This window comes from Ferrimonas aestuarii (assembly GCF_005116665.1).
Classification (GTDB): domain Bacteria; phylum Pseudomonadota; class Gammaproteobacteria; order Enterobacterales; family Shewanellaceae; genus Ferrimonas; species Ferrimonas aestuarii.
The window spans coordinates 238,058-264,575 of record NZ_SWCJ01000002.1; the positions used below are offsets into that span (position 1 = coordinate 238,058).

The 26,518-nt window shown below is 49.6% G+C and carries 28 protein-coding genes; 7 read left to right on the forward strand and 21 right to left on the reverse strand.

Features of this window, described 5'->3' with window-relative positions:
• The first annotated feature begins 3 nt into the window (after window positions 1-3).
• From infC to rplT, 3 genes are all read left to right on the forward strand, one after another.
• Window positions 4-546 (forward strand): translation initiation factor IF-3, encoded by a 543-nt coding sequence (gene infC, locus FCL42_RS03960; RefSeq protein ID WP_136862082.1) that lies wholly within the window; start codon window positions 4-6, stop codon window positions 544-546.
• Between the two features lie 94 nt (window positions 547-640).
• Window positions 641-838, forward strand: coding sequence for a 50S ribosomal protein L35 (gene rpmI, locus FCL42_RS03965; protein WP_028108505.1), 198 nt, complete (start codon window positions 641-643; stop codon window positions 836-838).
• 19 nt (window positions 839-857) lie between these two features.
• Window positions 858-1,217, forward strand: coding sequence for a 50S ribosomal protein L20 (rplT, locus tag FCL42_RS03970; RefSeq protein WP_136862083.1), 360 nt, complete (start codon window positions 858-860; stop codon window positions 1,215-1,217).
• A gap of 218 nt (window positions 1,218-1,435) precedes the next feature.
• Here rplT and FCL42_RS03975 read toward each other — a convergent pair whose 3' ends face one another.
• Window positions 1,436-1,786 carry a hypothetical protein gene (locus FCL42_RS03975; RefSeq protein ID WP_136862084.1) on the reverse strand — a complete coding sequence of 117 codons (351 nt, stop codon included), beginning with the start codon at window positions 1,784-1,786 and terminating at the stop codon, window positions 1,436-1,438.
• Window positions 1,787-2,058: 272 nt separating this feature from the next.
• On the opposite strand from FCL42_RS03975, the gene FCL42_RS03980 reads away from it, so the two are divergent.
• Entirely contained in the window at window positions 2,059-2,814 is a 756-nt protein-coding gene (locus FCL42_RS03980) for a Nif3-like dinuclear metal center hexameric protein (RefSeq protein ID WP_324612858.1), read from the forward strand.
• A 47-nt stretch (window positions 2,815-2,861) separates the two neighbouring features.
• Here FCL42_RS03980 and ttcA read toward each other — a convergent pair whose 3' ends face one another.
• The 11 genes from ttcA to ccoN all read right to left on the reverse strand — a co-directional run bounded on the left by ttcA (window position 2,862) and on the right by ccoN (window position 12,839).
• The gene (gene ttcA / locus FCL42_RS03985) at window positions 2,862-3,791 is read right to left on the reverse strand and encodes a tRNA 2-thiocytidine(32) synthetase TtcA (protein WP_136862086.1); all 930 of its coding nucleotides are present in this window, start codon (window positions 3,789-3,791) and stop codon (window positions 2,862-2,864) included.
• A gap of 114 nt (window positions 3,792-3,905) precedes the next feature.
• Window positions 3,906-4,835, reverse strand: coding sequence for a universal stress protein UspE (gene uspE / locus FCL42_RS03990; RefSeq protein ID WP_407644363.1), 930 nt, complete (start codon window positions 4,833-4,835; stop codon window positions 3,906-3,908).
• Between the two features lie 110 nt (window positions 4,836-4,945).
• Window positions 4,946-5,695, reverse strand: a complete 750-nt coding sequence (etrA, locus tag FCL42_RS03995) for an electron transport transcriptional regulator EtrA (RefSeq protein WP_136862088.1) — start codon at window positions 5,693-5,695, stop codon at window positions 4,946-4,948.
• A gap of 57 nt (window positions 5,696-5,752) precedes the next feature.
• Window positions 5,753-6,448 (reverse strand): sulfite exporter TauE/SafE family protein, encoded by a 696-nt coding sequence (locus tag FCL42_RS04000; protein ID WP_136862089.1) that lies wholly within the window; start codon window positions 6,446-6,448, stop codon window positions 5,753-5,755.
• Between the two features lie 26 nt (window positions 6,449-6,474).
• Window positions 6,475-6,639: a cbb3-type cytochrome oxidase assembly protein CcoS gene (ccoS, locus tag FCL42_RS04005; protein WP_136862090.1), complete on the reverse strand. Its 165-nt coding sequence runs from the start codon at window positions 6,637-6,639 to the stop codon at window positions 6,475-6,477.
• Complete coding sequence (locus tag FCL42_RS04010; RefSeq protein WP_229359771.1) at window positions 6,636-8,996, reverse strand: heavy metal translocating P-type ATPase; 2,361 nt, start codon at window positions 8,994-8,996, stop codon at window positions 6,636-6,638. The genes ccoS and FCL42_RS04010 overlap by 4 nt, the downstream gene beginning before the upstream one ends.
• Before the next feature lie 9 nt (window positions 8,997-9,005).
• The gene (locus FCL42_RS04015; RefSeq protein ID WP_136862091.1) at window positions 9,006-9,482 is read right to left on the reverse strand and encodes a FixH family protein; all 477 of its coding nucleotides are present in this window, start codon (window positions 9,480-9,482) and stop codon (window positions 9,006-9,008) included.
• A gap of 125 nt (window positions 9,483-9,607) precedes the next feature.
• A complete protein-coding gene (gene ccoP / locus FCL42_RS04020) occupies window positions 9,608-10,579 on the reverse strand; it encodes a cytochrome-c oxidase, cbb3-type subunit III (RefSeq protein ID WP_136862092.1) in 972 nt (323 codons plus the stop codon).
• 6 nt (window positions 10,580-10,585) lie between these two features.
• Window positions 10,586-10,747 carry a cbb3-type cytochrome oxidase subunit 3 gene (locus FCL42_RS04025; RefSeq protein ID WP_136862093.1) on the reverse strand — a complete coding sequence of 54 codons (162 nt, stop codon included), beginning with the start codon at window positions 10,745-10,747 and terminating at the stop codon, window positions 10,586-10,588.
• A 10-nt stretch (window positions 10,748-10,757) separates the two neighbouring features.
• Window positions 10,758-11,369 carry a cytochrome-c oxidase, cbb3-type subunit II gene (ccoO, locus tag FCL42_RS04030; RefSeq protein WP_136862094.1) on the reverse strand — a complete coding sequence of 204 codons (612 nt, stop codon included), beginning with the start codon at window positions 11,367-11,369 and terminating at the stop codon, window positions 10,758-10,760.
• Between the two features lie 12 nt (window positions 11,370-11,381).
• Window positions 11,382-12,839 carry a cytochrome-c oxidase, cbb3-type subunit I gene (gene ccoN / locus FCL42_RS04035; protein ID WP_136862095.1) on the reverse strand — a complete coding sequence of 486 codons (1,458 nt, stop codon included), beginning with the start codon at window positions 12,837-12,839 and terminating at the stop codon, window positions 11,382-11,384.
• A gap of 249 nt (window positions 12,840-13,088) precedes the next feature.
• Between ccoN and FCL42_RS04040 the strand changes: the two genes are divergently transcribed.
• Together FCL42_RS04040 and FCL42_RS04045 are read left to right on the forward strand one after the other, a co-directional pair.
• Window positions 13,089-13,502: a hypothetical protein gene (locus FCL42_RS04040; protein ID WP_136862096.1), complete on the forward strand. Its 414-nt coding sequence runs from the start codon at window positions 13,089-13,091 to the stop codon at window positions 13,500-13,502.
• Window positions 13,503-13,833: 331 nt separating this feature from the next.
• Window positions 13,834-14,850 (forward strand): tyrosine-type recombinase/integrase, encoded by a 1,017-nt coding sequence (locus FCL42_RS04045; RefSeq protein ID WP_136862097.1) that lies wholly within the window; start codon window positions 13,834-13,836, stop codon window positions 14,848-14,850.
• Between the two features lie 20 nt (window positions 14,851-14,870).
• Here the strand turns inward: FCL42_RS04045 and FCL42_RS04050 are convergent, their stop codons facing one another.
• Entirely contained in the window at window positions 14,871-15,836 is a 966-nt protein-coding gene (locus tag FCL42_RS04050) for a phosphotransferase (RefSeq protein WP_136862098.1), read from the reverse strand.
• 311 nt (window positions 15,837-16,147) lie between these two features.
• Here FCL42_RS04050 and FCL42_RS04055 point away from each other — a divergent pair, with 311 nt between their 5' ends.
• Window positions 16,148-17,467, forward strand: a complete 1,320-nt coding sequence (locus FCL42_RS04055; RefSeq protein WP_136862099.1) for a sodium/glutamate symporter — start codon at window positions 16,148-16,150, stop codon at window positions 17,465-17,467.
• 42 nt (window positions 17,468-17,509) lie between these two features.
• On the opposite strand, the gene FCL42_RS04060 is transcribed toward FCL42_RS04055, so the two are convergent.
• The 8 genes from FCL42_RS04060 to FCL42_RS04095 are packed head-to-tail and all read right to left on the reverse strand — an operon-like array spanning window position 17,510 to window position 26,514.
• A complete protein-coding gene (locus FCL42_RS04060; RefSeq protein ID WP_136862100.1) occupies window positions 17,510-18,643 on the reverse strand; it encodes a methyl-accepting chemotaxis protein in 1,134 nt (377 codons plus the stop codon).
• On the reverse strand, window positions 18,643-19,707 hold the full coding sequence (locus tag FCL42_RS04065; protein WP_136862101.1) for a protein-glutamate methylesterase/protein-glutamine glutaminase: 1,065 nt from the start codon (window positions 19,705-19,707) through the stop codon (window positions 18,643-18,645). The genes FCL42_RS04060 and FCL42_RS04065 overlap by 1 nt, the downstream gene beginning before the upstream one ends.
• A gap of 1 nt (window position 19,708) precedes the next feature.
• Window positions 19,709-20,293, reverse strand: coding sequence for a chemotaxis protein CheD (locus FCL42_RS04070; RefSeq protein WP_229359781.1), 585 nt, complete (start codon window positions 20,291-20,293; stop codon window positions 19,709-19,711).
• Window positions 20,290-21,159, reverse strand: a complete 870-nt coding sequence (locus FCL42_RS04075) for a CheR family methyltransferase (RefSeq protein ID WP_136862103.1) — start codon at window positions 21,157-21,159, stop codon at window positions 20,290-20,292. Before FCL42_RS04075 ends, FCL42_RS04070 begins: the two co-directional genes overlap by 4 nt.
• Before the next feature lie 8 nt (window positions 21,160-21,167).
• Complete coding sequence (gene aer2 / locus FCL42_RS04080; RefSeq protein WP_136862104.1) at window positions 21,168-23,522, reverse strand: aerotaxis transducer Aer2; 2,355 nt, start codon at window positions 23,520-23,522, stop codon at window positions 21,168-21,170.
• Window positions 23,515-24,003 carry a chemotaxis protein CheW gene (locus FCL42_RS04085; RefSeq protein ID WP_136862105.1) on the reverse strand — a complete coding sequence of 163 codons (489 nt, stop codon included), beginning with the start codon at window positions 24,001-24,003 and terminating at the stop codon, window positions 23,515-23,517. Before FCL42_RS04085 ends, aer2 begins: the two co-directional genes overlap by 8 nt.
• Complete coding sequence (locus FCL42_RS04090) at window positions 24,000-24,515, reverse strand: chemotaxis protein CheW (RefSeq protein WP_136862106.1); 516 nt, start codon at window positions 24,513-24,515, stop codon at window positions 24,000-24,002. The genes FCL42_RS04085 and FCL42_RS04090 overlap by 4 nt, the downstream gene beginning before the upstream one ends.
• Window positions 24,516-24,525: 10 nt before the next feature.
• Window positions 24,526-26,514, reverse strand: coding sequence for a chemotaxis protein CheA (locus tag FCL42_RS04095; RefSeq protein WP_136862107.1), 1,989 nt, complete (start codon window positions 26,512-26,514; stop codon window positions 24,526-24,528).
• Between the last annotated feature and the right edge of the window lie 4 nt (window positions 26,515-26,518).

Here is a 26,518-nt window from a genome sequence, read left to right on the forward strand (position 1 = left end):
GCTATAAAAGGCGCTAAAAAGCAAGGTCCGGGCAAGGACCAAACTCGAATCAACGGTGAAATTCGCTTACGTGAGGTTCGCCTGATTGGAGCGGATGGTGAGCAAGCTGGTATTGTTTCTGGACGTGAAGCATTAGAGCTAGCACAGGAAGCTGGTTTGGATCTGGTTGAGATCAGCCCAAATGCAGAGCCACCTGTTTGCCGGATCATGGACTACGGTAAGTTCCTTTACGAACAGGCTAAAAACCAAAAGGAACAGCGTAAAAAGACCAAGCGGATTCAGGTTAAGGAAGTTAAATTCCGTCCTGGAACCGACGAAGGCGACTATCAGGTAAAACTACGCAACCTGACTCGCTTCTTGGAAGACGGAGACAAAGCGAAAGTTACGCTGCGTTTCCGAGGTCGCGAAATGGCGCACCAAGACCTAGGAATCAAGCTGCTGAATCGTATTAAAGACGATCTAGCAGAATTGGCCCAGGTTGAAGCTTTCCCGAAAGTGGAAGGTCGCCAAGCCGTTATGGTTCTCGCACCTAAGAAGAAACAGTAAGGCTTCCAAGTAATAAATTCAGCTCAGTCGCTGACTGGGCTGTTTTTGTTCGCCTTGCAGTTCTATTTATTTACTTAACAATGCGGAGTTTCAGATGCCTAAGCTGAAAACCAATAAAGGTGCTGCTAAGCGCTTCAAGAAGACTGCCTCTGGCGGCTTCAAGCGTAAGCAATCACACCTGCGTCACATCCTGACCAAGAAATCTACTAAGCGTAAGCGTCACTTGCGCTCAAAACAGATGGTTGCTAAGTCTGACGTTGCTCAGATCCGCACCATGCTGCCATACGCTTAATTGGGAAGGAGTATAAAACATGGCTCGTGTTAAACGCGGTGTGACCGCTCGTGCTCGTCACAAGAAAGTACTTAAGCAGGCTAAAGGTTACTACGGTGCCCGTAGCCGTATCTATCGTGTAGCTGTTCAAGCCGTTACCAAGGCTGGTCAATACGCTTATCGTGACCGTCGCCAGAAAAAGCGTCAGTTCCGTCAGCTGTGGATCGCCCGTATCAACGCTGCTGCTCGCCAGAACGGTATGTCTTACAGCCGCTTCATCAATGGTCTAAAGAAAGCATCTGTAGAGATCGATCGTAAGATCTTGGCTGACATCGCTGTATTCGACAAAGTAGTATTTACTGCTTTGGTAGAAAAAGCGAAAGAAGCTCTGGCTAAGTAAGTTTTTACTTAATCAGGAAAAGGGAGCCAGTTGGCTCCCTTTTTTGTTATCTGAAAATCGCAGTTACAGTCCGAGGCTTATATCATACTGATGAATTCGGTGTTATTTACGGGCACCAATTAGGGCAGGGTGGTTTATATTTAGGGCGGCAGGTGGTTCGAAGGTGGTAATAAAAAAGCCAGCTATCATAGCTGGCTTTTTTATTTATAGACTGTAAATTAGCGCTGGCCGCGAGGCAGGGTGCTGCCGCTATTTGCTGCTAATTTTTGGGCCCATAATTCTTTGGCGCTTAAGCCGCCATTGCTTGATTTTTTAGCTGGCTTGGCTTTTTTAGGAGCTGCCTTTTTCGGTGCTTCTTTCTTAGTTTCAGCTTTTGGAGCTGGAGCAGCTTCGCTATCGCCAGACTTCAATTCTTCAACTAAATCAGCTAGATCTGCTAAGCGAAGAGATTTTCCGCCATCCACTTTGAACCAGCTGCCTTTCTGCTCGATGCTTGGGGCTTTGCCATGTTTTGCAAGGTATGCATCATTCAGTTGCTGCAGTACCTCATCCTTGTTTAGTTTGGACATGTGTAATTAAACCTTTGTCATTAAGCCTTATAGGGCCGGTATTTCAGTTTGTCTTTATACCTATTTTGTACTGATTTGTCTAATTTTCGCCGAAATTAACCACTCAAACTGAGAGCCGTTGCCAAGTTAATACAATCTTGTGCTCTAAGGACTCAAAATCGTATTAGTAAAATGACCATAGGAATAGGTTTTTTGCCTAATAAAATTCTTTATTGGAAGCTTGCCTCAAGGCAAGTAAACTGAGCTGGTAAGAATAATTGGAGCGCACCATGATCTCTCGAGAACAGTTACTTAACTACCTAACCGACACCCTACAGCCACATCGAATAAAAGATTACGCCCCCAATGGCTTACAGGTTGAAGGCACTGAGGAAATAACCAAAATCGTCACCGCGGTTACTGCCTCTCAAAGTGTTATTGATGCCGCCATCGAACTCGGTGCTGATGCGGTGCTGGTACACCATGGTTACTTTTGGAAAGGGGAAGCCCCAGAATTAGTGGGAATGAAGCAGAAGCGAATTAAAGCGCTGCTTGAGCATGATATAAACCTAATGGCGTACCATCTGCCGCTGGACATCCATCCTGAGTTTGGCAACAACGCAATGTTGGCAAAAGAGTTGGGGTTAACCATTACTGGCCCGATGGAGCTAGGTAATGAGCTTTCTGTTGCCGTTTGTGCTGAGTTTGCAGAGCCACAGCCGGCATCGGAATTTGTTAAAACCATCGAGCGGTGTCTAGGCCGCAAGCCTCTGCATATTGGCGATGACTGCCAACTAATCAAATCTGTAGGGCTTTGCAGTGGCGGGGCTCAAGATTACATCGATTTGGCCGCCAACCGAGGGATGGATGCATTCCTATCCGGTGAGGTATCTGAACGAACCTATTACAGCGCGGTAGAGCAGGGAATTCATTACTTTGCCGCGGGACACCATGCCACCGAAAGAAGCGGCATACGGGAATTGGGTAAACGAATCGCCGCAGAGTTTGGCGTTGAGGTCGTCTTTGTCGACGCTCCCAATCCGGTTTAGTCCACATGTAAAAAAGGCGCCAATTGGCGCCTTGTTACTGCATAAGTTTAATCTGGCTGGTAGACGTTTACTACGTCAATGCGAGTTGCCTTATCCAGATCAATATGACCACTGTTGTCTGGCTCAAAGAAATCAAAGGCGGGCAAGTCTGCTTCGGCGACCTCACCGCTTGGCTCGGCGTTAGGATCCGCTTTTAACTCATTAAAATTAAACAGCTCACGGTCGATCAACTGCGACGGCGCAATGTTCTGCATCGACGTAAAGATGGTTTCAATGCGCCCAGGGAACTGCTTATCCCAACCCACTAGCATCTCTTTAATCATTTTACGCTTTAGGTTTTCCTGAGAGCCGCATAGGTTACAGGGGATAATTGGGAACTGTTTTAGGTCGGCGTACTCAGCAATGTCTTTTTCGCGGCTGTAGGCCAGAGGGCGAATAACGACATTAGCGCCATCATCAGAGCGAAGCTTCGGTGGCATCGATTTGAGCTTACCGCCGTAGAACATATTCAGGAACAGGGTTTCAACCATATCGTCACGGTGATGACCAAGCGCAATTTTGGTGGCGCCTATGCGCTGAGCAAAACCGTATAAGGTACCGCGGCGCAAACGAGAGCACAGGGAGCAGGTAGTCTTGCCTTCTGGAATCTTATCTTTAACGATGGAGTAGGTATCTTTTTCAAGGATATGATACGCCACCCCTAAGCTATCCAGATAGGCTGGCAAAATGTCTTCAGGGAAGCCAGGCTGCTTTTGGTCTAGGTTGACGGCAACCAGTTTGAAGTCAATCGGTGCTCGATGTTGAAGATTCAGCAGAATGTCCAACATAGTGTAGCTGTCCTTACCGCCGGACAAACACACCATCACAATGTCGCCGTCTTCGATCATCGAGAAGTCCTCGATGGCTGTGCCCATTTCTCGGCGCAAGCGCTTTTGCAATTTATTTAGACGGGTCTTTTGCTTCTGACTTAATTCCACTGGTTACCTCGGATCCACAAATCGGGCTGGCATTATTCCAGCTCGCCGATTGTCGGTAAAGAGCTGGCACAAAAAAACGCGGCAAACGCCGCGTTAGTAAAGTGTCGTCACAGTCTATTTAGCCAGTGGGCACTCAAAGTCTTTTGGCTTAAAGGCAACCAGATCGCAGTCCAGACTGTCGATCACATGCTCAGCGGTATTGCCGATAAGCGCCGCGGAGATGCCGCTGCGACCGACGGTTCCCAGCATAACCAGTTCCGCGCTAAGCTCCGCAGCCAGTTCAGGAATTACATCTTCCGCGAGGCCCTCTTTGACGTGGCATTGGGTTTCTGGAATCTCAAACTGCTTGGCTAACTGCTCAATGCGAATTTGGTGATGCTCTTTGATTGACTGGTTGTAGGCGTGGGCGTCGAAATCCGGTAACTCAATGGCGATATTAACCGGTGTTCCGGGATAGCCATTGACCAGGTGGACGTTGGCGTTGATCACCTTGGCTAACTTAACGGCATTTTCAACGATACGTTGATTAAGCTCTTGATGCTGCTCATCTTCAGCGGCTACGTTTACCGCAGCAATGATGTTGCCTTGTGCCGGCCAGTCATTCTCTTTAACCAGCAGTACAGGCACTGGAGCTTTGCGTAATAGATGCCAATCGGTTGGGGTAAAGATGACCGACTTCACCTTATCATGAGCGTGGGTGCTCTTGATGATGTAGTCGATGGGGTTCTCCAGAGTGTAATCGATGATGCTCTCATAAGGGCGGTTATGCCACACCACTTTAATGGCCACATTTATGCCTTCGTCAATGAGGGGCGCAGCCAATTGCTCTAACCACTGCTGCCGCTGAGCCAATACGCCATTGCGCATCGCTTCACGCTCATCTTGAGAAAGCATGGCGGTCATCTCATAGGAGAAATCAAAAATACTGAGAAACAGAGTTAACGGAATGCCTGTGCAGCGGGCAAGGTGGGCGGCCCGTTCTAATGCCGGTTGGTCGTCACGGCTGGGATCGATTACCACCAAGAAACTGTTGTTGCTCATAATGCTCTCCTTGTTTTCCTTCTCCTTCATCAAAGCACGGATTGAAGGAAGTTTCCTTTGTTCTGGATCAAATGGGTAAACGAAAACGCCCAGCGAAAGCTGGGCGTTTGAAATTAGCGGGCGATACGGGTGTTTCCCGCAAGCTCGGTGAGGCGCTCGAGATCGATGATGGTGATGTACTTACCTTTAACCTCAATCAATCCGGCCTTTTGGAAGCGGCCCAATAAACGACTGATGGTTTCCACCGTGAGGCCGAGGTAGTTACCGATGTCTCCTCGGGTCATGGTCAGTCGGAATTCGCGACTGGAGAAGCCTCGATTACCAAAGCGCTTAGCCAGATTGCTAACAAAAGCGGCAAGTCGCTCTTCGGCATTTTTCTTAGACAGCAGCAAAATCATCTCTTGGTCGCTCATGATCTCGTTACTCATCAATCGCATGATCTGTTGACGAAGGCGAGGCATGATGCCACTGAGCTGGTCTAGGGTTTCGTAAGGGATTTCGCAAACCATGGCCGTCTCGAGAGCCTGGGCGAAGCTTTGGTGGTGTTCAGTATTGATGCCATCAAAGCCGATGACGTCGCCAGCAAGATGGAAGCCGGTGATCTGTTCGTCGCCATTTTCGGTGATGGTGTAAGACTTGATGGTGCCGGAGCGAATCGCAAACAGGCTCCGTAATGGCTCCCCTGATTGGATAAGAATTTCACCCTTTTGGATAGGCTTTTTACGCTCAATGATGGCGTCGAGCTTATCCAGCTCGTTGGCATTCAAAGTGAAGGGGATGCAAAGCTCTGACATGCTGCAATCATGACAATGAATTGCGCATCCACCTAGTGCCGTCCGTTTTACTCTTGTGTTATCCAAAATCCGTACACCCAGTTGGTCTGTAACCTTTGTATGTTAAACCATATTTAGCGCAATAAGCTAGGTTAATAGTCCGATTGACACATAAATAATACTAAAGCCGTAAGTTACTATTATTACAGAACTTATCAACCTAAAGCCCCGGTGATTTAACCAGCGTTTTAAACCGTTTGCCGCAGCACCGACCACCATCAGTGCCGGCAAGGTCCCGATTCCAAAGGCCAACATTGCGAGTACGGCGGTGGTACCATCGCCAATTGACGCGGTCCAGATTAGGGTTGAATAGACCAAGCCACAGGGCAGCCACCCCCAGATGGCACCGGCCACCACCGCTTTGGTTAAGGTATCGATTGGCATCACTTTTTGTGCAATGGGAGAAAGGCGTTTCCAAACGGGTTGGCCAATTTTTTCCAGTACCAGCAATTTTCGGCTTAAGCCGCCGATATAAAGCCCAGTAGCCACCAGCACCACGCCCGCAAATAGCCGGATAAATTCAAAATGGTGTTTTAAAGCCAAAAAGTCAGTGGTCTGGCTGACCACGAAGGCAACCGCCGCCGCTGCAAAGCAGTAGCTCAGTAGACGGCCAAGGTTGTAGCCAAGAATCAAGGCGATGCGTTTGCCAAAATTAAGCTGAATGTGGCTGGGTAGGCCATGACTCAGGGCCGCCATCACGCCGCCACACATTCCTAAGCAGTGGCCAGCACCCAGCAGGCCGATGCCAAAGCCCATGGCGATGGCACTAAAATCTACGGCCATGTTCTATTGCTCATTCGGACACCCGTCTATTGATTTTTTGGGTCATCACGACGTTCGTCATCGAATAAGATGTTTGACCCTTGTCGGTCCAGATCTTCAAACTGGTCGCTTCTCACGGCCCAGAAAAAGATGGCGGCCGCGATCAACACAAACAGGATAGCGACGGGAATTAAGGTATAGATGATGCTCATAGTTTTAATAATCTCACGCTGTTCGCAACCACAATGAGCGAACTTAACGACATGCCAATGGCCGCGAGGTAAGGGGGAACCCACCCCGCGATAGCCAGAGGCAGAATCAAAATATTGTAACCCAGTGCCCAAGCCAAATTTTGTTTGATGACGCCTACGGTCTTGTTGGCCACATCAAGTCCAGCGCTGATGGTCCCAAGCTGTTCGCCTAACAGAATAAGATCCGCACTGTTTTTGGCTATGTCCGATCCCGAACCCATGGCGACGGACAAGTTTGCTCCTGCCAATACCGGCGCATCGTTAACGCCGTCACCGAACATCGCAACCACTTTGCCTTGGCTCTGCAGTGTGGTCAGGCGCTGGTGTTTGGCCGCTGGGGTCGCCCCGTGAACACATTGCGATAAACCGAGCTCATCGGCAATGATTTTGGCTTTCGGGCTCGGATCACCGGACAGCATCTGACAATCGATTCCCTTGGACGTAAGCAGTTCGATGGTTTGCTTGGCATCCGCTCTAAGCTCATCTTTAAGTTCAAAGCTGGCGACCACGGTGCCATTAACACTGAGGTATAGATTTTGATCAAACTGCTGTCGCCCAATGAATTTACCGTTTCCAAGGGCGACCAGTTTATGGTTGATGACGCCTCGCAGTCCACCATGCTGATGCTCGATATTGTCTGCATAGACAGAGGTATCCTCAAAGGGCTTAAACGCCTCGGCAATCGGGTGTGAGCTAGAACGCTCTAGTGCTGCGGCAAATCTTAGGCACTCCTGCTCGCTCATCAGATCCATGGGGATGCACTGAGTCAGTCGCCAATTGCCCTTGGTTAACGTCCCGGTTTTATCGAACAACATGGTGTCGACACGGGGCAGGGTTTCAAACACCTTCGCACTGCGAACCAACAAGCCTTTTTCTCGTAGCGCACTGGCGCCGCAGGTCAGTGCTGCCGGAGTTGCCAATGACAGTGCACAGGGGCAGGTGGCCACCAACACCGACAGGGTGATCCAAAACGCATCTTCCGGCTTAACAAAGTGCCAGCCCAAGTAGGTTAGGGTGGCAATCAAAAGCAGGCCTGGGACAAAATAGCGGGCGAGCTTATCCGCAAGGTGAGCAATCTGCGGTTTGCTATCACTGGCTTCCTCTTGCAAGCGAATGATGGTGTTCAGCAGTTGCTGCTGGCCGATTTTGGTCACTTTGACGTTGATGTTTTGGTCAAAGTTAATGCTGCCAGCAAACACCGAATCGCCGATGCTTTTGGGGACGTGGTGGTGCTCGCCGGTCAGCATGGACTCGTCCACTGAGGTTTGGCCAAACACTATGTCGCCATCGGCAGCAATGGTATCGCCAGGCTTTACCAAAATCGTGTCGCCGACTTTTAGCGACTTGGCAGCCACTTGCTCCGGTTCGCCCTGTTTTAGTTTCCAAGCGGTAAGGGGAATAAGGCGCTGCAAGTTGGAACTGGACTCAGCCGCTTTTCGGCGAGCCCGCTGCTCTAGGAATCGGCCGAGCAACAGGAAGAAGGTGAACATCGATACTGACTCAAAGTACACCTCACCCTGTTCGGTTACCGTGGCAATGCAACTGGCGATAAAGGCGCCGAAAATGGCGATGGAAACTGGCACATCCATATTGACCCGCAGCTGCACCAAGGCGCGCAGGGCACTGAAAAAGAATGGCTGGGCCGAGTAGAGCACCACTGGGGTGGCGAAGATCATCGAAATCCAGCGGAAGTAGTTTCGAAACTCATCTTCCAGATCGGTAAAGTATCCGGTGTACAGGGCAACTGCCAACATCATCACCTGCATGGTGGCAAGGCCAGCGATGCCGAGGCGATATAGGAACTGCTTGGTGTTCTGTGCGTGATTAAGTTCGTTAGAGTCCACCTGAAATGGGGTGGAGGGGTAACCGATGCTGGACAATTCACCCAGCAGTGCAGACAGCTTCATCTGGCTGTCATCCCAATGGATGGTGGCACGGTTGGTGGTGGTGTTTACGTGAATACGACTGATGGCGCTAAAACGCTTGAGGTGGCGCTCAATAAGCCAAGCACAGGCGGCACAGCTTATCCCTTGAACCGACAGAATAATGGATTTGTGTTTACCTTGAGAAGCGACAAAATCCTGTTGAACCTCTTCCAGATCAAAGGCATCAAGCTGAGCCATGATGGTATCGAGATTCTGCTTTTTGCCCTTTTCGGTGCGGTATTGATAGTAGTCGTCAAGGCCGGCATCAAAGATGGCGGTTGCTACCGCCGCACAGCCTGGACAACACATGGGATGGAGTACGCCTTTTACTTCAATGGCGTACTCATCACTGGCCGGTACTTCTTGGCCACAGTGGAAACATCCTTCTGACACGCCGCCTCCTTATCTGAACCAAACACTTTCAGTCAGAGGCAGAGTTAATTTTTGTTGAAGGCGCCAGCGGCCATCGAAGCTGTCGATCATCACCTGCCACTTACCTTCAACCACTTTATCAGTGGCCATCTGGTAGTTGCCGTCGCCGTTTTGAGTCAACATCATCTGTTGGTCGTGCTTGGCGAGCGTGGTGTGGTGGAACTCCACTTTAATGGCTTCACCATTACCCTGACCACCATGCTGGATAAACACCAGTTGATCGCCTTGCTGTTTGATCTCAAATACGATGCCCAAATTGCGGGCGAGGGTGATGCGGGAAAGGTCTTGGTTAATCGCCTTTCCCTCTTTGTAATAGTCTTCGGCGACCAGAGAAACTGGGTTATCGGTGGCAATCTTAATGGTTACCATCGAGGCGATCACCACAGAGCCTGGAAGAATAATCAAAAACCACGGCCAAAACTGCTTGTACCAAGGGGCTGACTTCATGACCTAAACCTATCTTTTTTATTATGACGATATTGTACTGAAAACAAAGAGTTGGGCAATTTGAAACTGCCGCAATATTGAATATAAAAAGAAAAAATGCCCCGCACTGAGTGCGGGGCAGTGTATTAGTCTTGGTTCAGACTGTATACGTAGGCGGTGATAAGATGAATCTTATCTTCGCCCAGTAGGTCTTTCCAAGCCGGCATAACACCGGTACGACCGTTGGTAATGGTTTCTGCAATCACCTTGCGGCTACCACCGTACAACCACGCGTCGTCTTTCAGGTTAGGCGCACCCAACATCGGGTTGCCGGAGCCGTCCATACCATGACAGGCAAAACAGCCCTTCATGTAACCCGCTTGACCTTTCGCAGCCAGTTCAGTGTCGTGCTCACGGCCATTTAGACCAAACACGTACTCTGCAATAGCTGGAATCTCTTCGTCAGTGATTGGCAGACCGCCCTTCGGCATCATCATACCGCGACGACCGTTCATCAGCGTCAGTTTGATGGTGGCTGGATCGCCGCCATACAACCAAGCGTCATCGGTCAGGTTAGGGAAGCCCTTACCGCCTTTTGCGTCACTGCCATGACATTGAGAACAGTTTTGCAGGAACAAACGCTGGCCAATTTTCAGGGCTTCGGCGTTCTCTTCCATGCTCACCAAATCCTCAACAGACTGGCTGGTGTACTTACGCAGAGCTTCGCCGTAACGGGCATCTGCGGCCACAACCTCTTGGTCGTACTGAACGTACTTGTGAGCTTGGTTAGCACGCGCCTCTGCAGCAGCTTCTTTTGATTCCTCAAGAGAAAGCACGCTTTGGTTAGAGGAGGTCCAACCCAGCAGGCCAGGCCATTTACCCAGACCAGGGTAGGCGGCCAAGTAACCCAAACCAAATACGATGGTGAACACGAACATGTAGCTCCACCACTTTGGCAGTGGGTTGTTCACCTCTTCGATGCCGTCAAAGGTGTGGCCCATGCCTTCACCCTCTTCAACACCCATCTTATCCTTGATACACCAGATCAAAATGGCCAGACAGCCAAAGATCACAAATAGGGTGATCACGGTGATGAAAATACTCCAGAAATCACTCATTGTTGATTACTCCTTTAATCTCTGGGCCTTTGGCTCATCGTCGAACACCAAGTTGGCGGCTTCGTCGAATCGTGACTTTTGGCGAGAACTGTACGCCCAAGCCACAATGGCCAAGAAAATTAGCATTAAAACAAGGGTTACGATTCCTTGAAAGGTTCCATAATCCATCTGAATCTCCTTACTTTAATGCGGTACCCAGGGACTGCAGGTAAGCGATCAACGCGTCCATTTCAGTCTTACCTTTAATGGATTCAACGTCTTTGGCCAAAGCCTCGTCGTCACCATAAGGTACGCCAAATTGGTCGCGGAAGATCTGTAATTTCTTCAGAGTTGATTTGCCATCCAGTTCGTTCTCTTCCAACCATGGGAAACCAGGCATGTTGGACTCAGGTACAACAATGCGTGGATCCAACAGGTGGATACGATGCCAGTCGTCAGAGTAACGACCGCCCACACGAGCCAGATCTGGACCGGTACGCTTAGAGCCCCATAGGAATGGGTGTTCCCAAACGCTTTCACCGGCTACGGAGTAGTGACCATAACGCTCAGTTTCACTGCGGAAAGGACGGATCATCTGGCTGTGACAAGAGTTACATCCTTCACGGATGTAGACATCACGGCCTTCCATCTGCAGTGCTGTGTACGGCTTAAGGCCAGTTACCGGCGTGGTGGTCTCGTTTTGGAACAGCAGCGGCGTAATCTGAACCAGACCACCAAAGCTGATGGCGATGATGGTAAAGATTGCCAGCAGACCGACGTTCTTTTCGATAATTTCGTGTTTGAATTTCATCTCATCATCTCCTTAAGCGGCTTGAGGCTGTGGTTCGGCCTCAGCTTGTAGCGAGCCGTTGGGAGCTTTGATGGTGCGATACACGTTGTACGCCATCAGCAGCATACCCGCTACGAAGAACACGCCGCCCAAGAAACGAACGAAGTAGAACGGGTAAGAGGCTTCCAGAGATTCAACGAAGCTGTAGGTCAGGGTGCCGTCGCTGTTAACCGCACGCCACATCAGACCCTGCATTACACCGGAGATCCACATGGATACGATGTAAAGAACGGTACCGATGGTCGCCAGCCAGAAGTGAACGTTAACCAGTTTGTTCGAGTACATGCGACCCTGAGCAAACAGGTTAGGGATTAGGTGGTAGATGGAACCAATGGATACCATGGCAACCCAACCCAACGCGCCGGAGTGTACGTGACCTACGGTCCAGTCAGTGTAGTGAGACAGTGCGTTTACGGTCTTAATGGACATCATTGGGCCTTCGAAGGTAGACATACCGTAGAAAGACAGTGATACCACTAGGAAACGAAGTACTGGATCAGTACGCAGCTTATGCCAAGCACCAGACAGGGTCATGATACCGTTGATCATGCCACCCCAAGATGGTGCGAACAGGATCAGAGACATCACCATACCCAGAGACTGAGTCCAGTCCGGCAGGGCGGTGTAGTGCAAGTGGTGAGGACCTGCCCAGATGTACAGGGAGATCAGCGCCCAGAAGTGAACGATGGACAAGCGGTAGGAGTAAACTGGACGGCCAGCCTGCTTAGGTACGAAGTAGTACATCATACCCAAGAAGCCTGCGGTCAGTAGGAAACCTACGGCGTTGTGTCCGTACCACCACTGAACCATGGCATCCACAGCACCGGCGTAGATGGAGTAGGACTTCATGGTCCACAAACCTTGCTCCATATCGACAACAGGCACAGCCAGTGAGTTGACGATGTGCAGCACGGCTACGGTAATGATGAAGGCACCAAAGAACCAGTTCGCCACGTAGATGTGTTGAACTTTTCGCTTAACCAGAGTTCCAAAGAACACAATGGCATAAGAGACCCACACTACAGCAATAGCGATGTCAATTGGCCATTCCAGCTCGGCGTACTCTTTTGCAGTGCTAAAACCCAGAGGCAGGGTAATTGCAGCTGCTAAGATGATCGCCTGCCAACCCCAGAAGGTGAATGCAGCCAATTTAGGTGCAAACAGACGGGTTTGACAGGTACGCTGTACGACATAATAGGAGGTCGCGAACAACGCGCTCGTTCCAAACGCGAAGATCACAGCATTGGTGTGTAAAGGACGAAGACGGCTGTAAGTCAGCCAAGGAGTATCAAAGTTGAGGGCAGGCCAGATCAGCTGGGCGGCAATGAATACCCCCACTAGCATACCGACGATTCCCCAAATGACGGTAACTACAGCAAACTGACGAACTACGGTGTAGTTATAGTCGTTGCTGGTATTGGTCAAGTTCATATTTTTAGCTTCCACTGCAATTGCATGTTAACTTCCACAAATAGAAGTGACATTTTCAATTAACTCACAGATTTAGGTGATACTGCGCATTAATCGAACACTTCCTCTGTGATATGCATCAAGGCAAGGCCATGATACTTGAGGTGGGTCAAAAAACCTAGCACAATCACCCATACTCCTTTTGATCTGGATCAAAGATGTGTGGTTAATAAAATGTTGATTACACCAGCGAATTCAAGGACATAATCGATGAGCCGTAATCTAGCTGTATTGGCTTTATTCTCTGTGGTTGGCTTAACGGCCTGTAACGCCGACAACACTGAAAAACAAACAAACTTGTGCGATTTCAGTCAGGGCAGTTGTCAGCAAAAAATCATGGGGGAGTCGGTATCTCTATCGCTATTCCCCAAAAACGCGCCCGCAGAGACGCCCCTGAATTTGTCCCTCGCGTTTCCTGACGACTGGACGCTCAATTCCGCCCAGGTCAGTGGCCGAGATATGTTCATGGGCATTATCCCAGTAAAATTTTCTACGGATGGCAAGGCAGAGCTGATCTACGGCAGTTGTGCCAGCGATTATATGGTGTGGCGTTTGGATCTGCGCTTTGAAGATGCCAGCGGCAAAATGCACATTGTGGATTTTGATTGGCTAGCCGATCATTAAGTTCTGCTTGTCTCTAAGCTCTAATTGTCGCCGGCGTTCTAACCGGCGACAATAAATCGTCGTTAATCTAAAACTCACAACGGCAATGCCGTTTCTACTCGTCGTAACTTCATTTAGGTCGCAGCGCCTTCTCTCCTTACGCTACACCTAGAGCATAAGCTCTGTTTTTCATTTTGGTTTAGTAAAAATTTTCATTCTTCAACAGGGTGATTGACGCCAACAGCACTGATTTATAAAAGTTACTTTTGAAAATAACTATTTTCATAAGTAATGGCGATCCGGTATGATCGCCAACCGATCTTGTCCCATAACTGCCTAAGGATCCGCCAGCGTGACCACTGAGCTGATTGCCACCAACATTCAGTACCCAAGCCTTGAAACCAGTGAGTATCAGCTTGATCTTAATCCTGCGACGCTCTATCTACAGGAACTCGGTTCGGATCTAAGCCGGCAGAAGATGATCAGTTACCTGAATCTGATGGCCAAATTGATGGGAGCCGAACATTATCGGCAGATCGATTGGGGGAAAGTGCGCAAGCCACAGGTGTTGTATCTGTTGGATCGTCTTCGACAGGGAGCCTTATTAAAACGCCGGCCTGAAAAAGGACGAAGCCCAAATACGCTTAACTTATATTTGGCACTGCTAAAAGGAGTCGCCCGCCGAGCCTACGAACTGGGGCTTTATGAGCATCGTGATTACAGCCAGATACAGTCTATCAAGCGTTTTCGTGGCACTCGTATCAAGCAGGGCAGTGAGGTAGAGCCCCAAAGAATCAACCAGCTTTTAACTCACTGCAAAAAAGATAACAATCCAAAAGGAGAGCGTGATTTCGCTCTATTAACCCTGCTGTTTAATACTGGGCTTCGCCGGGCTGAAATTGTGGCGCTGCAGATGCAGGACCTGGATCTGAACAACCGCCAAATTACCGTAATTGGTAAGGGAAATCGTCAGCGAATGGTGTATCTCAATGGCGATTGTATGGACGCCATTACACGATACCTAGACCATCTGCGCGGGCATCATAGCGGCGCACTGTTTCAGCCAATGACCAAGTTGGGGGATCTCAAGCCCAACAGCATGACGCCTCAAGCGGTGAAATTCATCATCGATAGCCGCAGTAAGGCCGCTCAAGTTGAGAGTTTTAACCCGCACGACAGTCGCCGTACTTTCGCCACTCAACTTTTGCGCCGTGGAATCGATCTGCATACGGTGCAAAAGTTGATGGGCCACGCCAGCATCGACACCACGCGCCACTACGACATGCGTGACGATCAAGTGATGCGCGATGCCGTGGATGGCTTGAATTGGCAGGAGCCACCCACGGCATCACCCAAACCAAGCCCTTAACCAAAGCCCACGAAAAAATGCTAACTCAGCGTTAATTGACGCAGTGCGATTTGTGTTTGCTCTGCGGAAAAGGCGTTTAGCTTCCAATGGCCAGGCTTCCATCCGGTTAGGAAGCGCTCAAAGTCTGCCCAACACAACGGCAGCAGTTGTCGCCACTGCGCTTCTATGGCGCTGGCATCCATTCCAGACAAGGTATTACCAAGGTGCTGCGCCAATTGCGAAAAATAGTAATCGATCAGGGTTGAGTAATGCCGTTGCAGTTGATCGTTGTCTAATGCACTGCCAATGAGGTAGACCACATCTTGAACGCCAACGCCTGAACCAACGTATTGGAAATCGACTGCGGCGGCGTTGTCATTCGGATCGCAAAGAAAATTCGCCACCTTGGCATCACCATGAATAAGAGTTTGAAACTCAGCTTGTTTCAACGTTTGGTCAATGCTGTGGGCTCCTGCTTTTAAGGGGCTTTCTGGCATGCGATGCCACTCTTGCAAGCGAGTATCAAGGTGCCAATAGCTACCTTGGGGCCACAATCCTTCCTTGGGAACCTTAAATCCAACGCTGTGAAATTGGGCTAACCAGTCTAGCATCCCGTTGAGCTGAGACAGCGTTGGCTCAAAGTCCACTGGCGCATAGGCGTTGCAGCCCAAATCCTCCATCAACAAAATCGTAATGTCATCGACCTTAATCAGATCGATAAGCTTGGCCATGGCCACTGAATTGGGGTAATTAGATTGGGTGTGTTGATACCAATGGCATTCAATTTGATAGGAACGGCATTTGCGCAGGTGTCCGACGTCGTTGGCCTCTTTGGCAGTGAGCACCGAATTGTGGATCACCTTAGCGATTAGGGACGAATGGCAACCAAGTTCGTTCAATTCGACCCGATACAAGCCACCATAATCAGCCCAAAGAGGCTGGATGAGAGTGCAGGACGTCAAGGTGCTCGGTGCGATGGCTGCGGCAATGTGCTTCGAATGATCCATATTTAGGGGGAACTTAGCGGCAATAATGCGTTTATGATATCAGAGAGGTTGATTATGCACTGCGCATTTCCTCAACCAGTCGACCACGCATTGAGCGAATAAGCGCAATTTACTGGATCCAACTCTCAGCTTTGGCAATGTTAACTGATCCCCGAACATCAATTTGTTAGCGTAGCGCACTTCAAAAAACAGGCCGCCATTTCTGGGCGGAGCGCACTTCTAACATCGCGCTGCATCTTCGGTGCCCATCTGCAGAGCGGCCACATCTTTGGCCAACTTACCTTTGCTCTGCCTTTTCATAGGAGTATTCAATGACAACCTGGTCGTTTTTGACTGACTTTGCCATTGCCGGTGGCTTATTGCTGGCCGGAAAGCTACTGCGCGTCTATTTGCCTATTCTGCAGCGTTTGTATCTGCCAGCGGCGGTACTCGCCGGCTTGCTGGGACTCACATTGGGCCCATATGGTGTTAATGTTTTACCTTGGAGCGAGGTCTATGGCGGCAATGCCAGCATGCTAACCGCCATGCTGTTCAGTGCTTTGGGATTGGCCACGCCGTTGCCTTCACCTCAGATGGTGGCCCGCAGGGCCGGTTCATTGTGGGCGTTTAACCAAATTGCTACCGTGTCCCAATGGTTGTTTGCTGCGGCAGTGGGATTGGCCCTGTCTCACTTTATCTGGCCTGAACTCAGTCATGGCTTTGGCCTAGTCATGTCCGCCGGTTTTATGGGCGGCCATGGAACGTCAGTGGTCGTCGGTGACATTTTTGCTGGCCTGGGTTGGCAAGACGCCTTGACCCTAAGCTTGTCGTTTGCCACTGCGGGGATCTTTATCTCCATTATTGTGGGCATGATCATCCTACAAGTGGCTCTAAAAAAGGGTTGGGTAACCGAGTTTACTCAGTTTGAACAGATGACTAGGACCGAACAACGGGGTTTGATAGCGCCGCCTGAGCAGAAGCCAATCATGAACAACACCATGTCATCACTGTCGGTAGACAGTTTTGCGATTCATGGTGCGCTAATTTTGGCTGTCACCGCCAGCGCGTATCATCTGGCGACTTACCTATCGTCGTTTCACGATAAAGTGCAGCTGCCGACGTTTGTGGTTGGATTCCTTTTGGGCATGATTGCCCGCGTTGTTGCTAAACGCAGCGGTGCCCAAGCCTATCTGTGCGACAACGTATTCAGCCATGCAGGTGGCGTTACCACTGATTTTCTGATCGTTTTCGGGGTCTCTGCCATTAAAATTACGGTACTGCTGAACTACTTAGCTCCCATGGCAATATTGCTGGTTTGTGGGGTCTGTTTTACCTTGTTTCTGGTGTTTTGGGTGGCCCCGCGAATGCTTGGAGAGCAGTGGTTTGAAAAGGCGATCTTCTCCTGGGGCTGGTTGACCGGCACCGTCGCAATGGGGATTGCGCTGCTGCGAATCATCGACCCAAAGATGCGCGGCAAAGTGCTGGATGATTTTGCCATCGCCTACGTACCTGGCTCTATCGTCGACATCATTGTTATCTCTTTGATGCCCATCGCCATGGTCAGTGGTTTATACCTAGAAGCCTTTGGGATTGGGTTAGGTTACATGGCATTGGTACTGCTGCTGTGGCGGACCGTCTTATCTAAACAGTAAACCGCTCGCGCGTTAACGGGGTTGGTTAACGCGCAGCTTTACCTAGAACAGTTCCACCTCACCTTCATCCACAGAGGCTTGGGTAGCCCGCAAATTCACCTGCTGATGCTGTTCAAGCAGCGCCAAAATCGCCGTTTCCATCTGCGGTTCACTAATAGCGTCATCCACTAACAGATCAGTCAGTTGATTCATTTTGGCGAGACTCTCTTGGGCCTGCTCGTTTTGCTGATAAACGATGTCTGAGAACTGCATGCACATGATGGCGTGTTTTACTTCGTTCTCCACCCCTTGGCTGTCACCGGTTATCTGATGTAATTGCTCCCCTAATTGGCCATTTAACGTGGACAGGCGAGCCAGAAGATCATCAATTTTCTGCCGTGAAGCCACCGCATCCTCTATGTCTAAAGCCGCCATGGAATCGAGCGTTTCCTTAACACTGTGGATACTGGATTGGGAACGATGAACACGTTGTTGCATCTCATCGTTTAGGGTGTTGGTCTCCTGACTGAGGCCCTTAACGGCTTCCGCCACCACCGCAAAACCTCGGCCGGCATCTCCGGCGCGAGCCGCTTCGATAGAGGCATTTAATGCCAGTAGGTTTGTTTGGTCGGAGATCTTCTTGACGCCCGTTATCATCTCAAATACCGAATCCATCTGTTCAGACATCGTGGCGATCACCCGCACCGACGCCTGACTTTTTTCACTGATCTCTTCAAACAACAACACAAACTGCGAAACGGTGTCACTGGTTAACGGGGCCACCTTGTTTAGGTTTACCTCGCCACTGGCAAACTCGCCTTGGCCTAGTAGCTTGTCAATCACCAGTTGAAGCTCAAGTTGTTGCTGCTTAACCTGAGTCACGAGCGTGGCAAAACTGGCATTAAGTTTGTCAGCCGCATCAGCCAATGTCTGTTGCTGAGCCTTTAAAGAGCAATCGATGGACTCAGTAAGAGACAGCAACAGTTTTTGTATTGAATAACGATAACTCATCTGGGCAGGGTTAGTGGTCGCCTCAGCCATCGTTAACGTATCGGTGGGCCGGTTTCGCTTTAATAACATAAAAGCCGAACCAATAATGATCACCGCACTCAGGCTCCATAGCCAAACCTGATCAAACACCATGTTGGCCACAACCATCGCGCAGGACCCAAGCAAAAATAGCCACTCTCGATTCATCACACTGCCTCCTTGCTGGGTTTTAGCTTTCTCATGACCAGCCCATTCAAAATGGCCTTAGGCAGATCTTTCAGCGCGTGCTCGGAGCAGACGGCGCCGAGTTCCACCGCGGCCCGCGGCATGCCCCAAATGACGCAACTCTCTTGATTTTGAGATAAGGTTAGCCCGCCTCGGTCCTTGAGTCGTTTCATCCCTTCGGCGCCATCTCTTCCCATCCCAGTTAGCATCACTGCCACAGATTCATTGCCGACCCATTGATTGACTGAGTCAAACAACACCTCCACCGAGGGACGATGACGATTCACTTCGGCGTCACTGCTGGCAACACCAAAAAGCTGGCCCCGTTTTTCAAGCACTTTGATATGCTGACCTCCGGGCGCTAAATAGACATGGCTACCAAGCAAAGGCCGAGGCACCTCATCCACCTCTTGCACCGTAAAGTTGGTGCAGCCATCGAGCCGGTTAGCAAAAGAGGTACTGAACAGAGGTCGAATGTGTTGAGCAATGACAATGGGCGGAATGTCACTGGGCAGACCCACTAGCAACTCTTTGATGGCTTCCGTGCCGCCGGTTGAGGCACCAATGGCAATAATGCGTTTGTTCACCCGAGTTTTGGGTGCCACCAGCGTGGCGGGACGAGAGCGTGTTGGGGAGGTCGCGTTTAGATTGGCTTTGGCAGCAGTCAGTACCTTCTCGGTCAGCATATTGCCGTAGAGATCGGTACTCAGGGCATCGATATTTTGAGGTTTTGCAACATAATCAATGGCACCAAGCTCTAAAGCTTGCAAAGTAATGTCTGCACCATGCTGAGTTAGGGTACTGACCATCACCACTGGCGTTGGCCTAAGTCGCATTAGGTTTGATAAGAACTCTAGACCATTCATTTTTGGCATCTCAATGTCCAGGGTTAACACATCTGGATTGAGCTGCTTAATCTTTTCTCGGGCGTCATAGGGATCAACGGCGGTGCCGACCACTTTAATATTGGGGTGCTTATCTAAAATGCTGGTTAATAGGGTGCGTATGGTGATGGAATCATCGATAACTAGTACTTTAGTCTGCATTTTAGAATAGCTCCACGTTACTGTGATCCAGTTCGCTGTCTACGTCATCAAGGTAGCGGCGTTCTCTGCGGCTCAATTGGTTAGACTGAGTAGTTGGCAGTGACTTCACCCAAGCTTTTCCAGAGTATGGGTTGAATTTAACTTGCCGTGGCTGCTGACCACCAAGATCTTCGCCAACCAGTTGCAGGCGCTCATTGGCGATATATTGGCGAATAAAATTGATATTGCTGCTTGATACCGACGGACCGAATCCAGATATTTGCGCGGCGCCAAAACACTTAAGTTGTAAACGACGCTTACTGGACCCAAGGTGGATAAGCCCGTTAATCAGCATTTCCATGGCGTAAGCACCATATCTGGGACCGTCTTGTTGATGACTGGAGGAGCAGGGCAGCATAAAGTGATTTAACCCACCTATCTGCAGCGCGGGATCCCAACAAATCACCGCTATGCAGGAACCAAGCGTGGTGGTGATCATTTCAGGCTGGGTGCCTATGTGCATCTCGCCCGGCATCACCTTAAAGGTTGGCAGATCGTGTTGACTAAGTGTTAGCCTAGTTTTTGCCCGAATCGGGGTTGGCATCATCGCTTGCAAAATATGGTTTTCCCAAGTGATCGATAGTCGATTTCACACTGGCCGAGAGTCTCTGAATGGCCAAGGATTAAGGTGCCGTCGTTTTTCAGTTGTTTGTGAAATCTCTGCAGCAGCCGCTGTTGTGTTGGCCCATCAAAATAGATCATCACATTACGGCAAAAGATGAGATCGAACTGATGTGTAAATTTCCACAGGCTGTTTAAGTTCATCTGCTGAAACTGCACTAAGCGTCGGACCTCGTCCTGAACCCGCACCTTATTGTGGTTATCGCCAATGCCACGCAAAAAGCCATTTTTAAGCTGGTTACAGCCAAGCTCAGACACCGAGTCCAGCTCATAGACTGCGGTTTGCGCCGTATCCAATACTTGGGTATCGAGATCCGTGGCCAATATCCGGATTTCAGGTCCTTTCCTGCCTATTTGTTGTCGATAGGCTTTAATCACCATGGCGATGGTATATGGCTCTTGGCCCGTCGAGCAGGCCGAAGACCAGATTGTCACCGGCCGGCTGGAGGCAAACCACTGAGGTAACAGCCGTTGTTGCAGGTAGTGAAAGTGATGTGGCTCCCGGTAAAATGAGGTTTTATTGGTGGTGAGCGCATTAATAAACTCCGTAAATTCATCGGGATATTGAGCACTGCAAAGCAGATCACGATATTGCTCGAAAGTCTGTAAATTGAGACAACGAAGCCGCCTTGATAACCGGCCTTGAACCATCTGCTTTTTCTTTTGGCTTAAAGAAATTCCCGCTTTGTCATAGATGGTCTTTTGTACCCAAAGAAACATCTCATCGGACAAGGGGTAGGGGCTAAGCGTGACAAGCTCAGCCTCATAATTCTTAGAAGTTAGGCTTCTCACTGGCTTCTCTAAAATTCTTGCCACTGTTCACCACCACTGGCTAAAGGACGAGGCACGGCGCGCTGGCGAGACTTGGAAGCTTTGGGAGAAGGGGCGCTCTCGGCCGCAATGGGGCTGACGATGTCCCGGCTTCCCCCATGATCATCGGAAAAGAACTCGATTTGTTGCATCAGTTTGCTTGCTTCATCTGCCAAGGCTTCGCTGGAGGCTGCCGCTTGCTCAACCAACGCCGAGTTTTGCTGCGTCATCTCATCCATCTGTGCAACGGCGCGACTGATTTCGCTAATCCCAGTGGACTGCTCTTGGCTAGCGACGTCGATTTCAGCCACCAAATCAGAGACCTTTTCCACTGAATTCACAATATTGACTAAGGTTTCACCGGATTCATCCACCAATCGCGACCCTTCACTGACTTTGTCAACGCTGTCGTTAATCAGCCCTTTAATCTCTTTTGCAGCACCGGCACTGCGCTGTGCTAGGCTTCGAACCTCACCGGCGACCACCGCAAACCCTCGACCTTGTTCACCGGCCCGGGCAGCCTCAACCGCAGCATTTAATGCCAGCAGATTGGTTTGGAAGGCGATCTCATCAATCACGCCAATAATGTCGGCAATCTTCTTGCTAGCTTGGTTGATCTCTTCCATGGCAGAGACCGCACTGGTCACCACGTCACCGCCCTGTTTGGCTTTTACCTGAGCGTCCTGGGAAAGCTGGTTAGCACGCTTGGCATTATCTGCATTCTGTTTCACGGTGGAGGTTAGCTGTTCCATACTCGCGGCAGTCTCTTCTAGGCTGGATGCTTGCTCTTCCGTTCGCTGGCTCAGATCATTGTTGCCTTCAGATATTTCAGAGGAAGAGCTGGTCACCCGCGTGGCCGATTCGATGATCTCTTGAACCATGCTTCTCAGATTCCCCGTGGATGTGTTCACCGCGTCCGCCAAGGCACCAAACTCACCACTGTAGTTGGTTGGCATGCTGCTCGATAGGTCACCTTTCGCCACATCAGACATCACGTCGATACAGTTTCTTATGGGCTCAACCACGGAGTCGAGTAGGGAGTTCACCGAGGTGCCCAGAGAAGCCATGAACCCACTGTAAACACTGGTGTCGATGCGATTGGTGAGCTCCCCTTGCGCCGCCGCACTGATGAGCTTTTCAATTTGGCGCTGACCGTCCTTTTGTTCGGTAATGTCCTCCCACTGCAAGGCGGCACCAATCTGTTCGCCATTGGCGTCTTTCATGGCGATGCAGGTCAATCGAAAATCCAATGGACCCACAGTCACCTCTGCGTTATGAGGCAGTGAATCGGGCCGCTCAATGAGACTTTGTTGATGGGCGGGATTTTTGTGAAACAGGCTCATGTTGGTGCCAACAAGGTTATCAACGCTAAAGCGGCTAAACACTTTTTGAAGCTCCGACTCTCGTCGACGCAGTAGTGTTTTGAGTGCTGGATTTAGATACAAAATGGTGCCGTCGTTATCGGCCATCATCATATTGGTGGTCATGCCTTCAACTGCGGAAACTAGGCGACTCACCTTGTTCTCTTGCTCTCTAAGTTTGGTAACGTCCTGCCATTCCAGGGTGTTACCAACGTAGTTGCCTTGAGCATCTCTAATGGCGGCGACATTCAGTTCAATTTTCACATCACCAATGGTGATGTCGGTCTTAAAGGGCAGGTTTGCAGGATTTGCCAGTAACTTGCGCTGATGCTCTGGGTGGCGATGAAACTGGTCGATACATTGACCATTTAACCACTCTTTCGTCGGCGTAAACTGAGGCCAAACGCTGCGAAAGGTATCTTTATGGGATTCGAACAGTTTAACGGTTTGTTGGTTTACGTAGGTGATGTTTAGATCACGATCGATCATCACCATGGCCGTCTGCGCTTGATCGATGGCCGCATTTAACTGGGCAATTTCGTTCTCTTTTCGGCGCTGAACAGTGACATCTTCCCACTCTAAGGAATTGCCAACATAGTCTCCGTTTGCGTCTCGAATGGCGGTAACGTGAAGCGATAACACGACATCATCAATTTCGATGTCGGTCTTGTAGGGAAGGTTGGCGGGGTTATTTAACAACTGACGTTGATGGCTGGGATCTTTGTGAAAAATATCGATGCAGTTCTCCAGCATATACTCTTTTGATGCGGTAAAGCCGGGCCAGTGCTTTTTAAACAACGGCTCGTGCTCTTTCAATAACTCAACGCTCTTATCATTTAAAAAAGTCACTTTGAGATCACGGTCAACGGTCATCAGTGCGGTTTGCGCGCTGGTAAGGGCTGCAATCAACTGAGCCTGCTTATTGTCTGCAGAATGTGCCTTTATGGGCGAAAATAACTTACTTAAAAAGGATGACCTAACCATGTTCCGCTTCCTTACGAATAATCGAATGTTCAATCCACTTAGGGTTTTGAATTGGGTCAATAAACGCTTCTAAATCCAATAGCACAATCAAATTTGAAGCCACTTTTGCCATCGCTAAAATGCAGCTGGTTTGCGAGTTATCTTTAAGATCCGGCGCCTGTCTGAGGTGAGCCTCTTCAAGCAAATGCACATCCGACACCGAGTCCACCGTCAACCCAAATGGGCAGCGGTCGGGCAGTTTAATAATAATGGTGACGCAACTGGACGGCTTAGGATGTGCTTGCAGTGACAGACGCGCACGCATATCGAAAATAGGAATCACCTGTTTTCTTAACTCTAATGCCCCTTGTACAAAGGCGGGTGCGTCTGGAATTGGGCGAGGCTTCTCCCATCCCCGAATCTCCTGAACAGACAAAATGTTGATGGCATACTCTTGCTCTTCAATCTCAAATGCCAAGTATTCACCACACAGATGATTCATGATGCCTCCTGCAATGAATTGCAGCGTTCTATCTCCATTAACTTGGCGCTTTCAATTAAGGAGATGACATTACTGTTGTGGGTCGCAATCTGTTTAACGAAGTGCTGAACCCCATTTTCCGCCATAGGCTGATAATCCTGAATCTGCTCTTCGCTAAAATTTGCGACTTCACAAACCGAATCGACGATGATCCCCATCAATTTAGACGCTCCAGAATCGATGTTTGGCTTGATAATGATGACCACCGTCGATGGGTGATAATTAGCTTCAGGCATGAGGAAACGACATCGCAGATCCATTATCGGAATGATCATCCCTCTTAGATTGATCACCCCTTTTATAAAGTCAGGGCTATAAGGCATTGGGGTAGGTTGCTGCCAAACGCAAATCTCTTCGATATCTAAGATATCTAGGCCATACCATTCATTGGCAAGCTGAAAGGTTAGACACTCACGACAGGCGATAACCTCAGTCCCGTCGTCGTTCTGGCCTACGGTGGATTCGGTATTCATGTTCCTCTCCTTAAGCCGCCACAGAGCTATCTTTTACTGCCGCTGTTGTTAGCACGTTGTCAGACAAGCCAGGCACATCGATGATCAGTGATACGCTGCCATCACCCAAAATCGTGGCGCCGGAGATTCCCGGTACCGATTGATAATTGGACTCTAAACTCTTGATGACCACCTGTTGCTGGGCGAGAAGTTCATCTACCAAAATACCTACTTTTTGGTCTGCCGCTTCCACCACACAAAGCAGTCCTAACTCTTTATAAGGAGAAGTCTGAATGCCAAATTCGGTGCCTAAGCGAATGATAGGGATATTTTCCTCTCGCAGACGGTAAAGCTCAGTGCCACCACCCACCGTTGTCAGCATTTCAGGATCGATTTGAGTGGATTCAATGATCGCCACAAGAGGGATTACGAAGATCTGATCACCAACTCGCACCAATTGACCATCAACAATGGCTAACGTCAGTGGCAGGTTGATGCGGATTTGCGTGCCATTGCCTGGTTCAGACGACAGCGAAATTTGGCCGCCCAGCTGGCTAATGTTGCGCTTAACCACATCCATTCCAACACCACGACCAGAGAGGTCGCTCACCTGGGCAGCGGTAGAGAAACCTGGAGCGAATATTAGATCGTACAGCTCTTGCTCAGACAGATGAGCAGCGGACTCTTCAGTAATGATGCCTTTTTGAACTGCACTGATTTTGAGCTTATCCGCATTGAGTCCAGCACCATCATCTCGAATCTCAATAATGATGTTTTCTCCCTGCTGATAAGCATCGAGAAAGACGTTCCCAGCTTGATCTTTGCCTTTGTTAACGCGTACATCTGGGGTTTCTATTCCATGATCAACGGCATTACGAATGAGGTGAATAAGAGGGTCAACAATCTGCTCCATAACGGTTTTATCCAGCTCTGTTTGTTCGCCACTGATGTGTAGGTTGACCTTTTTATCCAGTTGTTTGGCGATATCTCGAACCAACCGTGGAACTCGGTTAAATGCATTGCTGATTGGCAACATGCGAATCTCCAAAACGCTTTGCTGAAGCGCTTTGGTATTGTGCAGTAGCTGATCCAGACCAGACTTTAAACGCTCGATATTGTCGGGGGAGAAGTTGTTGCCCAGTTCGTTAAGCATCGATTGAGTGATAACCAACTCGCCCACCAGATTGATGAGCGCATCCACTTTATTGATTTCCACTCGAATGGAGCCGCTGGTTTTGGCACTGCTAGACACGTTTTTCGGTGCGCTGTCATCGACTGTGGTTTGCTCGGCACTCTCCGTTACTGCATCCGGTTTTAGTCTTTCAATCACCAGCTCACATTGATCCTCAACCCAGTCAAAGCAGCCGCTGATTTTCTCTCGTTCGATGGCTGGTTCGCATCGCATTTCCCATCTGAGATAGAGCTTTTCTGGATCCAGCTGAGCAAAGTCGGGTAGGTTTTCAGTAATGCAGTTGGCGTCAACCTCGCCGAGGGAATGAAGCTCGGTCAATATTCGAACGGGATCGTTACCACTAAACAGGATGTCATCATCTGGCGAAAATAGAACTCGCCAATCGGAATCGGTTTGCTCTTGCTCAGAGCTAGACAGCTCAGCAGGGGAGTCGCCATTGCACTTGGTAGCGAGGTAATGATTGAATCGCTCCTTTAGCTCAGACAGCGTTTTGTCATTAGAACCGGTGACAAAATCTGGCGCGACCATGAGCCGAATTTGATCGCCACTTTGCAACAGCAGATCGGCAAATTCCCCTTGGTATTGACGCACGCCGGCACGAATTTCATCCAACAGGGTTTCAAGTAGGTGGGTAAACTCACTGATCTGGGTAAAGCCAAAGGTAGCACCGCCTCCTTTAATGGAGTGAGCGGCTCGAAAAATAGTATTGATCTCTTCGCTATCAGGCGAGCGCTCCCCTAACTTCAACAGCTCCTGTTCGATGACATCCAGGTTTTCATTGCACTCATCAACAAAAACTTGCCTCAACTGCTCCATGTCTAGGCTCATCGCT

Excerpts from the sequence above, each read along its gene's own strand:
- rpmI (WP_028108505.1), top strand. The coding sequence starts at position 641 with ATGCCTAAGCTGAAAACCAATAAAGGTGCTGCTAAGCGCTTCAAGAAG.
- rplT (WP_136862083.1), top strand. The coding sequence starts at position 858 with ATGGCTCGTGTTAAACGCGGTGTGACCGCTCGTGCTCGTCACAAGAAA.
- FCL42_RS03975 (WP_136862084.1), bottom strand. The coding sequence starts at position 1,786 with ATGTCCAAACTAAACAAGGATGAGGTACTGCAGCAACTGAATGATGCA.
- FCL42_RS04000 (WP_136862089.1), bottom strand. The coding sequence starts at position 6,448 with ATGGCCGTAGATTTTAGTGCCATCGCCATGGGCTTTGGCATCGGCCTG.
- ccoS (WP_136862090.1), bottom strand. The coding sequence starts at position 6,639 with ATGAGCATCATCTATACCTTAATTCCCGTCGCTATCCTGTTTGTGTTG.
- FCL42_RS04015 (WP_136862091.1), bottom strand. The coding sequence starts at position 9,482 with ATGAAGTCAGCCCCTTGGTACAAGCAGTTTTGGCCGTGGTTTTTGATT.
- ccoP (WP_136862092.1), bottom strand. The coding sequence starts at position 10,579 with ATGAGTGATTTCTGGAGTATTTTCATCACCGTGATCACCCTATTTGTG.
- FCL42_RS04025 (WP_136862093.1), bottom strand. The coding sequence starts at position 10,747 with ATGGATTATGGAACCTTTCAAGGAATCGTAACCCTTGTTTTAATGCTA.
- ccoO (WP_136862094.1), bottom strand. The coding sequence starts at position 11,369 with ATGAAATTCAAACACGAAATTATCGAAAAGAACGTCGGTCTGCTGGCA.
- ccoN (WP_136862095.1), bottom strand. The coding sequence starts at position 12,839 with ATGAACTTGACCAATACCAGCAACGACTATAACTACACCGTAGTTCGT.
- FCL42_RS04040 (WP_136862096.1), top strand. The coding sequence starts at position 13,089 with ATGAGCCGTAATCTAGCTGTATTGGCTTTATTCTCTGTGGTTGGCTTA.
- FCL42_RS04050 (WP_136862098.1), bottom strand. The coding sequence starts at position 15,836 with ATGGATCATTCGAAGCACATTGCCGCAGCCATCGCACCGAGCACCTTG.
- FCL42_RS04055 (WP_136862099.1), top strand. The coding sequence starts at position 16,148 with ATGACAACCTGGTCGTTTTTGACTGACTTTGCCATTGCCGGTGGCTTA.
- FCL42_RS04060 (WP_136862100.1), bottom strand. The coding sequence starts at position 18,643 with ATGAATCGAGAGTGGCTATTTTTGCTTGGGTCCTGCGCGATGGTTGTG.
- FCL42_RS04065 (WP_136862101.1), bottom strand. The coding sequence starts at position 19,707 with ATGCAGACTAAAGTACTAGTTATCGATGATTCCATCACCATACGCACC.
- FCL42_RS04070 (WP_229359781.1), bottom strand. The coding sequence starts at position 20,293 with ATGATGCCAACCCCGATTCGGGCAAAAACTAGGCTAACACTTAGTCAA.
- aer2 (WP_136862104.1), bottom strand. The coding sequence starts at position 23,522 with ATGGTTAGGTCATCCTTTTTAAGTAAGTTATTTTCGCCCATAAAGGCA.
- FCL42_RS04085 (WP_136862105.1), bottom strand. The coding sequence starts at position 24,003 with ATGAATCATCTGTGTGGTGAATACTTGGCATTTGAGATTGAAGAGCAA.
- FCL42_RS04090 (WP_136862106.1), bottom strand. The coding sequence starts at position 24,515 with ATGAATACCGAATCCACCGTAGGCCAGAACGACGACGGGACTGAGGTT.
- FCL42_RS04095 (WP_136862107.1), bottom strand. The coding sequence starts at position 26,514 with ATGAGCCTAGACATGGAGCAGTTGAGGCAAGTTTTTGTTGATGAGTGC.